The sequence below is a fragment of the Legionella oakridgensis ATCC 33761 = DSM 21215 genome, from assembly GCF_000512355.1.
Lineage (GTDB): Bacteria > Pseudomonadota > Gammaproteobacteria > Legionellales > Legionellaceae > Legionella_A > Legionella_A oakridgensis.
This window is the reverse complement of record NZ_CP004006.1, coordinates 298,739-312,621: the sequence shown is the minus strand read 5'-3', so window position 1 is coordinate 312,621 and position 13,883 is coordinate 298,739. Positions and strand designations below refer to the sequence as shown.

Below are 13,883 nucleotides of genomic sequence, written 5' to 3'. Positions count from 1 at the left end.
AGGGATGGTTCTTGAGGGTGCTCCCGGTGTCGGTAAAAGTGAGGTGGTTATCGCAGCATTGAGAGCGCATGGTTATCAGGAGATACATGATTTTAGTCGACCGGTAACCAATGAAAAACCATTTTATCGCCTTCCCGCCAGTTGGTCGTTGAGTGAAAAAGAAACTCTTTTATTGAAAGCATTCCACGAAGGCGCTGTCGTTGTTATTGATGAAATCAATAGCTCCCCGATGATGGAGCGTTTGCTCAACTCCTTGTTGATGGGAAAAACGCCTGAAGGGTTACGTCCTGAGCGACCAGGGTTTACAATAATCGGCACGCAAAACCCTGCGACAATGGCCGGTCGACGCATTTCGAGTACTGCGCTAGCAAGGCGCTTACAGACAATTAATATCCCTGATTATAACATACAAGAAATTCACGATATTCTCCAGGCTCGAACGTTATCAGAGGATATCATCGCACCATTAATTGCAGCGTATACCATAGAGTTGCAATATGCTCAACAACACCATCTGCAACCAGCCCCCACTTTTCGTCATTTACTTGAAGCAGCAGATTTCATTTTAAAAGGGCATGAAAAAACCTTCTTAGCCGCAGCCAAGGCCCCCTTAATAGACGAGTCGGTTACAACACCTCAAGAAAAAGAAGAGGCCATGATGACACCAGTAATGAGCGCCGATGTTCGTTTTATAATAGAACGGCTGCAAGAAAAAAGAGAATTACTAAAGAATCAACCGCGGAGTTCTGTAAAAGAGGCTGCAAAAAATAACAAGCAATTAGTTAATATCGAGCGAGATATTGCTCTGTTGCTGCAAAAACCACAATCTAATCTGGCGGAGATTGCTAGTTTGTTGCGTAGAGACCGAAATTTTTTGCAAATAAAACGTTCCTCGTACTATCAAGAGGTTATCATTCCTTTGTTAACTGACCTTTCTGGATCCCATGACACACAAAGATTACCCGAAGCATCATTTTTTTCTACCAATCTAGCCATAAAAGCTTTAAAAGCACAAAATGATGCAACTTCAGAGGAAAGCTCTCCTCCAATAAAAGGCTGCTAAAACATCATACCATTAAGCGTTGGATGTCTGTTGAACAGATCTTTTGAGGATTTCTCAGAATATACTGCAACACCGTAGGATAATATCAGCCACTCCTAAATTTACTTCCCAAAAGCTAATCGCGAAAGTTATTAAATTGCAAGGGTAATTCGATATCTGATTTTTTTAAAAGTGCAATAGCATCCTGTAAATCATCGCGATTTTTTCCTGTGACTCGCACTTTATCGCCCTGAATAGACGCCTGAACTTTACTTTTACTATCTTTTATCAGTTTTACAATGTTCTTTGCCGTCGGCTGATCAATTCCTTGCTTAAACGTCATCGTAAGACTGTATGTCTTACCACTATGAACAGGCTTATCCTCCATCTCAACACCAGCAGTATCTACGCCCCGTTTACTACAATGATTACGAAAGACATCTTCCATTTGCCTGACTTGAAAATCTGATTCCGATTTTAAGGTTACGCTTAAATCTTCAAGCGTGAGACTGGATTCCACACCGCGAAAATCAAAACGATTGTTTATTTCACGACTGGCATTATCAACAGCATGGCGTAATTCCACAGTATTAATTTCTGAAACAACATCAAACGATGGCATAATAGTCCCTAGACCTGTTGTTATGTTCCTAAATTATATCATCTGCAAGAAGAATGCAGCTACTCATAACGATCTTAGTTGAATCGAAAAATCTTTATCCACCATTAGCAAATGATTTTCAGGAACGTCTTGCCATTCTGCATTAAACCGAGTGAGCTTCTCGGAAGTGACTAGAATACAACGTTTCTTGTCTTTTTCTTGGAGCATGTGATATCTGCCATTTCTGGCTACAAACTCGCTTCCTATTGAATAATGCATGCTGGATGGACGAGAGCTTTTATAACTGCAATAACGGCTGGCTAATAACCGCTGGCCATCCGTCAGACAAACATTAAAATAAGAGGCGCCATGTTTTCCAAATTGTCTAATTAATTCAGAAATTTGATAAAATACCGCTTGCAAAACATCAGCAACCACCGACAACTGTGATAAATCCTTCCCCTTCGCCATTTGCAAAAATAAAGCAAACATGTGTTCCGAGTCTGTTTCTCCCTGAATCCAATGATAAATATCATCTTCTAATAAATGGCGAAGGTGCCTTTTGACCGTAATAAAATCATGAATTCCACCATTATGCATAAACATCCATTTATCATGGACAAAGGGATGGCAATTATAATTGGTAACCCCACCAGCGCTGGCTGCACGCACATGGGCAAATAATGCTGGAGATTTAATTTTAGCGGTCAAATGCAGTAAATTTCTGTCATTCCAAGCAGGAGAAATGGAGGTAAATAATGCTGGCTCCGGACTAATATGCGGCGCATACCACCCTAACCCAAATCCATCGCCATTCGTGGGAATTTCTGATTCGCGTGCATGTAAACTCTGCATGATAATTGAATTTACAGGCTTTACCAATACATCTTCCAACAGGATCTCAGATCCTATGTATGCAATTAATCGGCACATAGCAATTCCTCATCATAATCCATTAAATAAAAAAAGCACATATTTATTATATGTGCTTTTTAAGAATTATGATCCTGTCATCAATAAGATGAATTATTCATCGTATCAGAACCACTCTCATCAGAACTCGAACCAGAACTTGCATCCGAACTTGAGTCAGATGGCGTTGTCATATCAGTATTGGTTTGCTCTTTAGTAGCATCCTCTTTACCAACTTGCAGTTGATCATTGACCTTGGTTACACCATTGACTGAGTTCACAACTTTCACCACCTCTTGCTTTTCCTGGTCACTTTTAACAGTTCCAGATAAAAAGACCTCACCGTTCTTAGTCTCCACGCTAACAGACCAGCTAGGAATATCTTTATCCAGCACATCCGTCTGAATCAGAGCGCCTTTTACTTTGGCAGTAAGGTAGCTATCGTATAAAGGATTTTTACTGTCTTTCACAGTAAGATTATCCACATTTACATCCAGCACTCCCTTGGTAGATTCAGCAAGGGTCACTGCTTTTTCATAATCCGTATCCGAAGGCAATTGTCCTGACAAATAAACGACCCCGCCTTTGACCGATACATTAATTTTACCTGCATAGTCTGCTAGTGCTGTATTCACATCGCTGGTCAATTTTGCATCACCAGGTTGGGCCGCTTGAGTAGCTGTTTGACCGTTTTTTGTGCCATTGGCGCTACCATTCATCATGGGATCATCTGCCATGGCACTGCCTGCAAGACTGCTACAAATAAGAATTGCTACTGCTTTTAACTTCATCAATTTATCCATGATACACCCTTCCTTATGTTCCCTTTATTAACAAGAATCAAAACCAATCAAATTAATAGCATAATAAAAACAAATTTTTCTTATCCGTGGCTAATTACGCTCCAGGACGAAAAAACACAAAAAGAAAAAGAAGAATCACTAATAATGCACCTACCGCTCCTGAAGGACGATATCCCCACTTTTTACTATATGGCCACACCGGTAATAATGCAGCAATAAGTATAATAAGAAGCAATAATATAGCGAGGTCCATGATCAATCCATTATGCAATACTCCCTTCCTATCCATTTAGCATAGTAGAAACATCCAATTTATGCAAAACCAATCACATTGGGGTTTTCCCAATATGCTAAAATAATAAAGGACCCTAAAAAAAATACCTATCATCAACAGATAGAATATTTTAAAAAATAAAATTTTTCACAGAAAAATTCAGGAGGTATAAATTATTTTTAGTTAATTACCGGGTTTAGTTAATTACCGGGTATTAAAATGGATTTTTTATACATCTATTTGATGTATTTAAGGGAGATACGATCATGTTAAGTTGGGCAATTTTCTTTTTCATTATTGCGATAATTGCTGCAGTTTTTGGCTTTGGTGGCATTGCATCAGCAGCAGCAGGAATCGCACAGCTTTTATTTTTCTTATTCATTGTTATATTTGTGATATTACTGGTTGTCAGTTTAATCAGCGGTAGGAGACCACCACCCCCCATATAAAAAATATTTTCTATAACGATTATCTCTTTTTCAATTGGAGATAGTCGTTTTTTATCAAAGAAAATTATTTTTCATAACACTCCCAAATAAAATAACCCATCATGGGATAGTCTATAATTAAAGAAGTAATCATGTCATGATCACCCCGTTTTTTAAAAGATCAACGACATGATTCATCATAAAAATAAAATAATTATATTTTTTGCTCTATTTTAAATCATGTTCAAATGCAGGGAGAGCGCCATCATGAAAGGGATTTTATTAAAAGCAATACTCATCCTGTTAACAGTGAGTTTTCCGGCTTTTGCAGACAAAATAATCATTACTGGTCAGCCAATTGTATTAGAAGATCGCGATGATGTTTATTATGTTCCAGCCAATTATTCAGCCACCACCGCTTATAACTATGTCACCATTAATGGAGTAAACCGCGTATGTTATCTTGAACAACAACCAACATTAGCGGGCGTGGATATGATAACCATCAACGTCGAAGTCAATGGGGTAAAAACTCCATGGAACTGTTACGCATACAGTACGGAATATTTTGAAGTTACGCCTTAGTCAGGGTAACAATATGGATAAATATGTTAACCGTCAAGAAGCAGGTAAAATTCTTGCTTCTTATTTAAAATCCTATCAAAAAAATCCGGAAGTCATTGTATTGGCTTTACCACGAGGTGGGGTTCCCGTGGCCTACGAAGTGGCAGCTGCACTGGCTGTGCCACTGGATGTATTTCTGGTACGAAAACTTGGTGTTCCTGGTCATGCAGAGCTTGCCATGGGCGCGATCGCCACGGGAAATACCACGGTTTTTAATGACAATATTTTACAAATGCTACACATTTCGGATGAGGCAATTCAACCAGTTATTAACGCTGAGAAAAAAGAATTACAGCGCCGGGAATCCATTTATCGTGGAGAAAAACCTTTACCAAATTTACAGCATAAAATTGTCATTCTTATTGACGATGGTATTGCAACGGGTGCAACAGTACGCGCGGCCATAAAAGCATTGCGCAAAAAAAATCTTGCAAAGCTTATACTGGCTGTCCCTGTTGCTGCTCTTTCAAGCTATAAAGAAATAGCAAAAGAAGTGGATGAATTTATCTGTCCCCTAAAACCAGTAAATTTTCATGCCGTGGGACTCTGGTTTGAAGATTTCTCCCAAACCTCTGATGATGAAGTCACCAAATTGCTTGCAAAAGCCACTCAAAATAATAAATCACTTTAGGTTCTGTTTACATTTTATTTTGCGAAGCGAAAATTGGGGTGATTGAGTGTTACTTTGCGTTTGAATGAGGCGAATAGCAAGCTCTATTTAACGAATTAAAACGTCATGTGGCGCCAATCAGGCAAATTGGCAGCCGTGAAATGAAATGTAAACAGACCCTAACTATTGATAAGAAAAGGGATAAACGGCAGTCTGGATCTCATTTAGCTCCTATAAAGTTTATCAAAGAATTTTTTAGGCAAATAAAATAAAATGAAACTGGACCTTGAACAACCAGACAATAAAACACGTTTGGAATTAAGTAAAAAAATCATAAGCTTAGAAATATACGCTAACCAACTACGCAAAGAAATTAATGAACAAAGTAGGTTAAATTCCTTTCTGGCTTCTGCAGGCATTACCGCTGATAAAACCAAGAAATATGACGAAGCCATCAAAACAATCGGGTTGTTAACTCGTGCTTTATCTACGCCTGAAATTGATACAAAATTACTAAAAGATCATCAGGAATCATTGTATCAAGCTAATGCAAAAGCAGATGGATTTTTTAGCTTCAAAGGTCGATACCATCGCATAGTGGATGAAATGATTGAATCTGTAACAAAAGAACAGGCAGAGGCGCAAAGCAGAAAAGAATTAAACATGTAACGATGTATTCATTTAGTCTCACTTGAAGGTGTTCATTTAACCGAATGAACTATGACCTGAGTTAAATTGCAAACAATAGAACACCATACCACCTAACGTCTTCCCAGCAGTACAAGAATTAAACTCTGGTCAATTTATTAATTTTACCACCGGAAATGACTTAGAAAAAAGTTGCTCCAAACAAATGCTTCAATCAAAACATTACGTTATAACCATGCCTCCAGTGAGTTATTTTAAATAACTATAGCTGATGGTTATTAACGTAATTATATAAAATAAATACATTTTTAATGGCTGATGGCGCTTTATCACGATACTTATCAACACTAGGCCGATAATGCCGGGGTAAAAAGCCTCAAGAATCGGCTGTAAAAAAGCCGCAATGCCTCGAAAATCAAATAAAGAAATAATAAAGGCAATACCTGTCGTCAGTAATACCACTCGATAAAATTTATTTTCTTTTAAATTGAATAGATTACATAAATATCGTGCATAGAGATTATTCAATGCGATGGCTGTGGATAAACACGAAAAAAGCATTGCAAATCCGATCAAGGTCGTTGCCTTTTTTCCCATCGTGTAAAATGCGATGGTTGGCAGCATTGATTCTGCAGGCACATCCTGGATTAAGAAAGAATAATGTGCACCAAGATAAACAAATCCCAAATAAATCATGGCCAATAAAATAGCCGCAATAAGACTGGATTTAATAGCAAAGCGAATCAATTCCTGACTGCTTGTTCCTGCAGGCAGCTTATTCTGAATTTGGGTGAAAGTAAGGGCTGAAAAGAAAAAAGCGGCAAACAAATCCATAGTTTGATATCCGGTAAGAAATCCGGTAGCAAATGCTTCTTTGGCTTTGTGATGGCTAGTTGGCTCTGGGGAATGAAATATGGCCATAGCTGTTAAAATGATAAGAATAATCAATAAGACAGGGCTCATCCACTTGCCTAAAATATTAACCATCCACCGATCATTTAAACAAACAAGATACATGGCCAGACAAAATAAAAAACTGAACGTCATTAAAGACATTCCCGGCATCATGTAATCCATACTACCATAGGCAACCGTGATGCATCGCGGCACTACACCAAAAGATCCCAAAAGAGAAAGCATGGCAAATGGCAAAACAACCTGAGCCAATCGCCCGGCCCCACCAAAAAATGATTGGTAATTTCCCTGGTGTAATTTAATTACAAAAAGCCCTAAAAAAGGCAAAATAATACCGGTAATTAATAATCCTGCAAAACCCAAAAGCCAATGATCGCCATTTTCATAACCTATTTGCAAAGGAAACACCAGATTTCCTGAGCCAAAAAACATGGCAAACATAGCAAAACCATACATCAACATTGATCTAATTTGAGGCATACAACGTTCCTCTTTCTGAGAGATTTTTATTTGGATAACTTTGAATGAATGTAAGGAGATATTAGATGGCCGCGAAGGCCACGACCACACAGACTACTGGGCAGAAAACAATCGTGTTGAATGTTTTAGTTTTCACTAAAAATGTGGGAATTAAATCGCGTAATGTAAAAACAATTTTCATTTATTTACAATAGATGCTCATTGCAAGAACAACTTTATTTATATTCTTTTATGTCAACAATGTCAATTGAACATCGCATAATTGCTACAATTAAAACCATTATGATGCTATTTTACCATCTATGATATGAATTAGCCTATCCGCCATTGCCGCAAACTGCGGATCATGAGTCACTACCACCACAGTGCGTCCATACTGATGCGCTAATTGTTTTAGAGTGGTTTGCACGTTCATGCTTGCTGTTGTATCAAGATTTCCAGTCGGCTCATCCGCCAGAATTAATAAAGGCTCGTTTGCAAGTGCGCGGGCGATTGCCACACGTTGGCTTTGACCACCAGACAGTTGTTTGGGCAACTTGTTCAGCTGTTCTTGCAAGTTCAAATTCGTCAATAATGTTTCAGCTCGGCTTTTTACTTCTAAGGGTGCTAGCCTCCCTAACCGTTGCATGGGTAGCATTACATTTTCTAAGGCTGTAAATTCCGGCAATAAAAAATGAAACTGAAAAACAAACCCCAACTGCGCCAGCCGGATATCCGCAAGTTGCTCTTCAGAATAAAAAGAAGTATTTTCCCCATTCAACCACATTAGGCCGCTGCTTGGCCTATCGAGTAACCCTAACAAATAAAGCAATGAGGATTTACCGGAACCAGACGGACCAGTAATGACCACAAACTCACCAGCTTGGATTTCCAAATCAATATCTTCTACTAACGTAACAGGGACTTCTGCAGGTAAACGGCGTGTCAATTGCTTTGTCTTGATGACGGTAGTCATCTTTACGTCCCTCCTCGAAGAATATCAACAGGCTGAACCCATGCTGCTTTTCGTGCGGGAAGTAATGCGGCAACCATGGCAGCAATCATAGCAAACGCTGCAGCGATGACAAATTGCAGATAGCCCCAGTCCAGTGGCATGCTGACCAATTCCGAGCTCCCAGGTGGTTTAAATTGCACTTGCATAAGGCCATACATTAATAAACTACCCAAAGGCAAACCCAGCAGACATCCTGTCATTCCAAGCAGTAATCCTTGAATAATAAAAATGAGCTGGATATCGCGGCTGTAAAAGCCCATTGATTTCAAAATGGCAATGTCACGATGTTTTTCCATCACAACCGTAGAAATAACGTTGTAAATGCCAAAAGCCGCTACAATCAATACCGCACTGACAACACTGTACATAATGGTGTTGCGTATCACCAACGTATTCAATAAATCTTCCGATTTTTCTTGCCATGAAACCGTCTGATAACCAATCTGCCGTTCAATTTCGGCCGCAAGTTCATAAGCTTGATAAGGCATGGGTAATTTAATAAGAATACTATTGGCACGATTAACCCGATTAAGCAAAGCTTGAGCTCGCTTAAGACTGACAAACGTTTGATTTGCATCAAAATCGGAACGGCCTGTACGAAAAATTCCTAATATTTTAAAAGTGCGCACTTGTCCAGAGGTTGCTGTAGCTGTGATGTTATCACCCAACTTAAGCGACAATTTTCTTGCCAGTTGGTTGCCGATAACAATCCCATCGGGATTAACGATTAAATCATCAATCGTACCGGCAATCATATAATGGTTAATGGTTGAAACGGTTTTGATTTCCTCAGGAATCATCCCATTCATCGTAATGGAAAAATCTTTTCCCGCATAACTAAGCAAAGCCTGTCCTACCAATGCCGGAGAAGTACGTATACCGGGAAATGTATGGCGCAAATAATGGATGATTTGTTCATAACCACGAATACCACGTGTTTCGGTCAAAGGCTTCATGCTGCGTAGTTCAATAGCGCCTTGTTCATAGAGTTGATAAACTGGCTGTAGGCGCGGATTACGGTATTCATCCATAATGATAATATGTGGGGAATTATCAATCAGTCTTTTGATAAAATCTTTTTCCGACCCTTGCATCAACGATGAAATGGTTAGGAAAAATGAAACGCCCAATACTATACCGAGCAAAGAAACCAGACTTTGCCGTTTTCGTGCAAGCAAATGCTTAAGCGCAATCAGCACGAACAATTTCATTATTGTTCCAATTTAACAAGAACTGGGCGCACGCGCGTTCCTTCCTTTAATTCATCACGAGGATGCAAAATAACCAAATCATCAGCGGTTAAACCGTTTAAAATTTCTACCTGCTTTAAACTTTTTGCGCCCAACGACACAGGCACTTGCCGAAGTTTATCATCATCAACCAACCAGACCTTACCAGCCATCACCGCACTGGCCGGTAATAATAAAGCGTTTTGCTTTTTATGAAAAATGATATTGGTTTCTGTCGTCATGCCAATCAACAACGGCGTATCTTCTGGGAGACTTATCCGGACTCGGTAACTGCGCGCAATGGGGTCCCCTTTAGGAGTAATACTTTGTACTTTTCCATAAAAAATACGCTCAGGGAAAGCATCTGCACGAATCAATACTTCCTGGCCGCGGCGAACGTACACAATGTCTTCTTCATCCACTTCGGCACCGATCCTCAAAGGTGCGCAACAGGAAAGCCAAAACACGGCCTGATTTGCTGGGATAAGTTGGCCTATTTCACCATCGCGACGAATGATACGACCATCTGCCGGGGCAATTAATTTAAGATAATTGACTTGAGCCTCGGCCCCATGAACGGCGGCCATTGCCGCTCGCCATTCAGAGACCATACGATCATACTCATCTTTGGAAGTAACGCCTTTCTGCATCAAAGGAGTATGGCGTTCATATCGTTTACGCGCCAGTTCTTCCCGTTCTTTTAACTCTCTTAATGTTTCTTGAAGATATTGGTCTTCAAGTTGAGCCAGGATCTGACCTTTTATGACTTCACTGCCCTCATCAGCATATAATTTTAGCAAGCGTGCAGTAATATGAGTGGATATGGGCATCATGACGGTGGCTTCAACCGTGCCCGTTGCATAAGCAGCCTGGACAGCCGTTCCGTAAAAAGGATGCACCACTTCCATACGGTTTTTTCCGTAGCCGTAAAAGCCAACCCAGCCAATTAACAAAATAAAAACAATGCTTAAAACTAATAGGGATTTTTTCATAAACAACCGACTTTTTTCCACAGCCGATTTTTTTTAAACCTATCGTTCACCTCTATCTCCTTTCCCTACTATGTATGTTTTTTCTCATTGCTCAAAATTGATATCATATTCCGCAGCAACATCCAATAAGTCATCCGCATGTTCTTCTTCTACGGCCAAAATATCTTCAAGCATTTTACGCGTGGTTGGGTCAGCATTGCCAATGTAATTAATCATTTCACGGTAGATATCGATTGCAATGCGCTCAGCAATTAGATTTTCTTTTACCATACAGGCAACGTCTTCACAATCCACATAATCGGCATGGGAACGCTGTGGCAATCCTTCTGGCGAAAAATCCGGATCACCACCTAATTGTACGATTCGTTGGGCAATTTGACTGGCATGATCGTTTTCTTGATTCGCATGCTCTAAAAATTCAGTAGCAGCCACACTCGCACCTAATGCCGCTGCCTTATAATAATGTTTTTTATATCGTAAGGTGCAAATCAATTCAGTCGCCAATGCCCCATTCAACAAATTTATGACATTTTTTAAATCAAGCTTATAATTTTCAGTAACTGGCCCTCTTTTTAAATGTTTTCTAGCTTCACGACGGATTTTTTTGATATCTGAAATAAAATCTTTATTTTTCATGGTCGGTCTTCCTTTTATATTCTGCGCTTCCTACGGAATACGGATGGCAATTATTCTTTTTATCAGATATCCATCCTTTTAATAGTATAGTTGTTGTAAAATGCAGCGGACAAAAAAACTTGGTGTGCTGGCCAGCCACCGCTACAATAAGGATTTAAAATGACTTGGACACCTGCATTACCGCTCAATGAATTAAAACAAGCAATTCGTCATAAATTAACCATCAATAATCAAGACGTTTTGTTTCTGTGGCACCAAGATGAAGTGCATGCTATAGAATCTAAATGTCCACATCTTAAGCTTCCACTAACCAAAGGTAAATTAACCGATGATTGCGCCATCATTTGTCCTTTTCATAAAAGTGCATTTGATTTAAAAACGGGCGATGTGGCCTGCTGGTCTCCCTGGCCGCCTATTGTGGGAAAATGGCTTGGAAAATTGTCTAAAGAAAAGCAATTGAAAATCTATCGAACACGCATTGAAGAAGACATCATTTGGGTCGATGCTTAACTCACTTAGTAGACCAACCCTAAGGAAGCTCGTCATCATATTTTTTAAAATACGCGGTTAATGGATAAATCACTAAGTCATGTCGCAGCATGAAAATAAAGCATGCTGCCATTCAATAGAAATTTGCCTACTGCCTATATTCGTAATATCTTATTGACAAAAAATCAGAAATATTGATTTTTTTAACTGTGATTCGCCATTATGTACTTTTTTATGGTCAAATGTATAATAACCAACCTAAATAATTTCGGAAAGTAGATTGTATGCGCACGAACTCTTCTTTAACTTCATCCGTTGAAGCAAGTAAGCCACAAGTCAACACCGCCCAACTCATTTATCAACGGTTATTTGAAGAAACGTTAAATGACATCAAAGCATTACCACCCAACGAATTGAGTTATTATCTTGTTTTGTTAGTTGCCTCCATTCAGCATGAAAAGCATCCTGAGAAACATACGCTTTTATTGGCTGAAACCCATGATTTGGTGTTGGCTCTCAAACGTCTTTATCAAGAAAAAACGCCCGAAACCTGCGCAAAACATCTGCAAGAAATTACACTGCGTCTAAACTCCCTGATGAATCAGGCGCAAATCAACACCACTCCCATGAAAATTAAAAAAATAGTGCTGACCATTTGCGGAGTAATTACAGGGATCATCGTGGGCATCCTGGGCGCTATAATCGGTTTAGGCTTGGGACTTTTTTCACAACCTAATGTGCTTAAAGGGGCCCGTTCCGGCTTTCTTTGTGGCCTGGTTATTGGCATAATTATCGGTTTTCGCCTGCCCAGTACACTTTCTCAAAGCCATTTTGAAAATAACTTGATTTTTTGTCTTAACAGCATTGAAAAAATCTGTGCAGAACTTGAAGAAAAAAATACAACTCGCTTTAAAGAAGGCAAGAAAGACGAAAACCCATATGCCTGTGCAGATTATGATTTCTATCAAAATGAAACTAAAAAATACATCATTGAAACATTCCTGGCAGATGAACCAGATAAAGAAGCCGCTTTTTTAGCTTTTTTAGACTCAGAGCAAGCATTCCAAGTTTGCACCACTCCCTCAGGACTGGTTGATCGCAAATTCGATGGTACTTTAGGTCATCATTCCCTTATTCGCTTTAGTATTAATGGCAAAACAGACATTCCAATTGAATTTGGATCTCGAAAGACATCTCCTCGCTGGGTAGATCAAGCAGAACCTACGCGCCATGTGTCAGGAAAGAAATTATTTGAAATGCTTACCTTGGATAGGATTTTGCAAGAAACTCATCCGAAAAACCTTGAGTTTACCCTGAAGCATTATCAGCTTGGAGACAATGACTGTCTAACCTATGTGAATAAAATATTAATTGGCACTGGACAAACGCCTACCAAAATAAAGCGTTTTACTCCAGAAATCGATACAACAACCGGCCAGATGATTGGCGCCCTGACTCGTTTTACCAGCGCAACAGCTGAACATGAATTAGATGCGGTGGCTCCTTTTTTTGCAAGCGAGACGGATTTACCGATTCGTTTCTTTAAAAGACCACCCAGAGGCAAAAATCAAGTGCTACCCGATTGGCCACCATCACCAACACTGGTGTCTATAGCATGACGCACTCGATAAACAACCGTCATTCTTTGCATAAGAAATAGCAATCCTATAGCAACATAAGCCGCGCAAGCATGTCGCGGAATGGCCTGGTACATCAGGCCGCTGTACATCATAAGCAAAGAGGCGGCCCAAAACAACGTCTTGAAAAAAGAGTGACGGTAATACGTTAATAACCAGCGAAAAACAACCATCAGCAATATCCCACTGACAAGCCCACCCAGTACTTCATATAAATTATGGTACCCAAAATGAATGAGGCTTGCGCCAATTCCTATTAATAACATCATGATAACGCCTCGGCCTAGCCAGGAAACAGTAAGGCTGGCCAACCAGCAATAAAAGACCGTGGCAAGCTGCATATGGCCACTGGGAAAAGCGTAGCCCACTTTATGAAGTGCGGCAGCTAAAGGAATTTTAAACGTACCTTTTAAGGCAACATTCACCACGATATCAAATGCAATCAGAAAAACGGTTGGTAAAAAGAACCCTCGACCCCACCATAAGGTTCCAATGATGGTAAGAAAAAACAGCAGCGGAAAATGGGTAAAGGCCAGGAAACAATCCGCAGTAAAATCAGACATCGCCAA

Annotated in this window: 17 protein-coding genes; 7 read left to right on the top strand and 10 right to left on the bottom strand. The window is 39.7% G+C overall.

Features of this window, described 5'->3' with window-relative positions:
• The first annotated feature begins 4 nt into the window (after positions 1-4).
• A complete protein-coding gene (locus tag LOA_RS13535) occupies positions 5-1,063 on the top strand; it encodes an AAA family ATPase (RefSeq protein ID WP_025384851.1) in 1,059 nt (352 codons plus the stop codon).
• Positions 1,064-1,178: 115 nt separating this feature from the next.
• On the opposite strand, the gene LOA_RS01535 is transcribed toward LOA_RS13535, so the two are convergent.
• The 4 genes from LOA_RS01535 to LOA_RS14060 form a co-directional block, all read right to left on the bottom strand.
• Positions 1,179-1,664 (bottom strand): YajQ family cyclic di-GMP-binding protein, encoded by a 486-nt coding sequence (locus tag LOA_RS01535; protein WP_025384850.1) that lies wholly within the window; start codon positions 1,662-1,664, stop codon positions 1,179-1,181.
• Between the two features lie 63 nt (positions 1,665-1,727).
• On the bottom strand, positions 1,728-2,576 hold the full coding sequence (locus tag LOA_RS01530; RefSeq protein ID WP_025384849.1) for a class II glutamine amidotransferase: 849 nt from the start codon (positions 2,574-2,576) through the stop codon (positions 1,728-1,730).
• 80 nt (positions 2,577-2,656) lie between these two features.
• Positions 2,657-3,358: a BON domain-containing protein gene (locus LOA_RS13530; RefSeq protein ID WP_025384848.1), complete on the bottom strand. Its 702-nt coding sequence runs from the start codon at positions 3,356-3,358 to the stop codon at positions 2,657-2,659.
• Positions 3,359-3,452: 94 nt separating this feature from the next.
• On the bottom strand, positions 3,453-3,611 hold the full coding sequence (locus LOA_RS14060; RefSeq protein ID WP_081724919.1) for a DUF3309 family protein: 159 nt from the start codon (positions 3,609-3,611) through the stop codon (positions 3,453-3,455).
• Between the two features lie 287 nt (positions 3,612-3,898).
• On the opposite strand from LOA_RS14060, the gene LOA_RS14055 reads away from it, so the two are divergent.
• The 4 genes from LOA_RS14055 (at position 3,899) to LOA_RS01505 (ending at position 5,963) form a co-directional block, all read left to right on the top strand.
• Entirely contained in the window at positions 3,899-4,081 is a 183-nt protein-coding gene (locus LOA_RS14055; RefSeq protein ID WP_035892888.1) for a DUF1328 family protein, read from the top strand.
• A 246-nt stretch (positions 4,082-4,327) separates the two neighbouring features.
• Positions 4,328-4,645, top strand: a complete 318-nt coding sequence (locus LOA_RS01515; protein WP_025384846.1) for a hypothetical protein — start codon at positions 4,328-4,330, stop codon at positions 4,643-4,645.
• 13 nt (positions 4,646-4,658) lie between these two features.
• Positions 4,659-5,315, top strand: coding sequence for a phosphoribosyltransferase (locus tag LOA_RS01510; protein WP_025384845.1), 657 nt, complete (start codon positions 4,659-4,661; stop codon positions 5,313-5,315).
• 252 nt (positions 5,316-5,567) lie between these two features.
• Positions 5,568-5,963, top strand: a complete 396-nt coding sequence (locus LOA_RS01505) for a hypothetical protein (protein ID WP_025384844.1) — start codon at positions 5,568-5,570, stop codon at positions 5,961-5,963.
• Between the two features lie 228 nt (positions 5,964-6,191).
• Here LOA_RS01505 and LOA_RS01500 read toward each other — a convergent pair whose 3' ends face one another.
• From LOA_RS01500 to LOA_RS01480, 5 genes are all read right to left on the bottom strand, one after another.
• Complete coding sequence (locus LOA_RS01500; RefSeq protein WP_025384843.1) at positions 6,192-7,337, bottom strand: branched-chain amino acid transport system II carrier protein; 1,146 nt, start codon at positions 7,335-7,337, stop codon at positions 6,192-6,194.
• Between the two features lie 280 nt (positions 7,338-7,617).
• Complete coding sequence (locus LOA_RS01495; protein ID WP_025384842.1) at positions 7,618-8,292, bottom strand: ABC transporter ATP-binding protein; 675 nt, start codon at positions 8,290-8,292, stop codon at positions 7,618-7,620.
• Between the two features lie 2 nt (positions 8,293-8,294).
• Positions 8,295-9,542: an ABC transporter permease gene (locus tag LOA_RS01490; protein WP_025384841.1), complete on the bottom strand. Its 1,248-nt coding sequence runs from the start codon at positions 9,540-9,542 to the stop codon at positions 8,295-8,297.
• Positions 9,542-10,552, bottom strand: a complete 1,011-nt coding sequence (locus LOA_RS01485; protein ID WP_118996682.1) for an efflux RND transporter periplasmic adaptor subunit — start codon at positions 10,550-10,552, stop codon at positions 9,542-9,544. The genes LOA_RS01490 and LOA_RS01485 overlap by 1 nt, the downstream gene beginning before the upstream one ends.
• Before the next feature lie 84 nt (positions 10,553-10,636).
• Positions 10,637-11,188: a ferritin-like domain-containing protein gene (locus LOA_RS01480; protein ID WP_025384839.1), complete on the bottom strand. Its 552-nt coding sequence runs from the start codon at positions 11,186-11,188 to the stop codon at positions 10,637-10,639.
• Positions 11,189-11,347: 159 nt separating this feature from the next.
• Here LOA_RS01480 and LOA_RS01475 point away from each other — a divergent pair, with 159 nt between their 5' ends.
• Together LOA_RS01475 and LOA_RS01470 are read left to right on the top strand one after the other, a co-directional pair.
• Complete coding sequence (locus LOA_RS01475) at positions 11,348-11,698, top strand: Rieske (2Fe-2S) protein (protein ID WP_025384838.1); 351 nt, start codon at positions 11,348-11,350, stop codon at positions 11,696-11,698.
• A 263-nt stretch (positions 11,699-11,961) separates the two neighbouring features.
• Positions 11,962-13,296 carry a hypothetical protein gene (locus tag LOA_RS01470; protein ID WP_025384837.1) on the top strand — a complete coding sequence of 445 codons (1,335 nt, stop codon included), beginning with the start codon at positions 11,962-11,964 and terminating at the stop codon, positions 13,294-13,296.
• Here LOA_RS01470 and LOA_RS13525 read toward each other — a convergent pair.
• Positions 13,245-13,877 carry a phosphatase PAP2 family protein gene (locus tag LOA_RS13525; RefSeq protein ID WP_025384836.1) on the bottom strand — a complete coding sequence of 211 codons (633 nt, stop codon included), beginning with the start codon at positions 13,875-13,877 and terminating at the stop codon, positions 13,245-13,247. The genes LOA_RS01470 and LOA_RS13525 overlap by 52 nt on opposite strands.
• Positions 13,878-13,883: the final 6 nt, after the last annotated feature.

Bases quoted from the DNA above. Each gene is read 5' to 3' on its own strand.
- LOA_RS13535 (WP_025384851.1), top strand. From the start codon at position 5: ATGGTTCTTGAGGGTGCTCCCGGTGTCGGTAAAAGTGAGGTGGTTATC.
- LOA_RS01535 (WP_025384850.1), bottom strand. From the start codon at position 1,664: ATGCCATCGTTTGATGTTGTTTCAGAAATTAATACTGTGGAATTACGC.
- LOA_RS01530 (WP_025384849.1), bottom strand. From the start codon at position 2,576: ATGTGCCGATTAATTGCATACATAGGATCTGAGATCCTGTTGGAAGAT.
- LOA_RS13530 (WP_025384848.1), bottom strand. From the start codon at position 3,358: ATGGATAAATTGATGAAGTTAAAAGCAGTAGCAATTCTTATTTGTAGC.
- LOA_RS14060 (WP_081724919.1), bottom strand. From the start codon at position 3,611: ATGGACCTCGCTATATTATTGCTTCTTATTATACTTATTGCTGCATTA.
- LOA_RS14055 (WP_035892888.1), top strand. From the start codon at position 3,899: ATGTTAAGTTGGGCAATTTTCTTTTTCATTATTGCGATAATTGCTGCA.
- LOA_RS01515 (WP_025384846.1), top strand. From the start codon at position 4,328: ATGAAAGGGATTTTATTAAAAGCAATACTCATCCTGTTAACAGTGAGT.
- LOA_RS01510 (WP_025384845.1), top strand. From the start codon at position 4,659: ATGGATAAATATGTTAACCGTCAAGAAGCAGGTAAAATTCTTGCTTCT.
- LOA_RS01505 (WP_025384844.1), top strand. From the start codon at position 5,568: ATGAAACTGGACCTTGAACAACCAGACAATAAAACACGTTTGGAATTA.
- LOA_RS01500 (WP_025384843.1), bottom strand. From the start codon at position 7,337: ATGCCTCAAATTAGATCAATGTTGATGTATGGTTTTGCTATGTTTGCC.
- LOA_RS01495 (WP_025384842.1), bottom strand. From the start codon at position 8,292: ATGACTACCGTCATCAAGACAAAGCAATTGACACGCCGTTTACCTGCA.
- LOA_RS01490 (WP_025384841.1), bottom strand. From the start codon at position 9,542: ATGAAATTGTTCGTGCTGATTGCGCTTAAGCATTTGCTTGCACGAAAA.
- LOA_RS01485 (WP_118996682.1), bottom strand. From the start codon at position 10,552: ATGAAAAAATCCCTATTAGTTTTAAGCATTGTTTTTATTTTGTTAATT.
- LOA_RS01480 (WP_025384839.1), bottom strand. From the start codon at position 11,188: ATGAAAAATAAAGATTTTATTTCAGATATCAAAAAAATCCGTCGTGAA.
- LOA_RS01475 (WP_025384838.1), top strand. From the start codon at position 11,348: ATGACTTGGACACCTGCATTACCGCTCAATGAATTAAAACAAGCAATT.
- LOA_RS01470 (WP_025384837.1), top strand. From the start codon at position 11,962: ATGCGCACGAACTCTTCTTTAACTTCATCCGTTGAAGCAAGTAAGCCA.
- LOA_RS13525 (WP_025384836.1), bottom strand. From the start codon at position 13,877: ATGTCTGATTTTACTGCGGATTGTTTCCTGGCCTTTACCCATTTTCCG.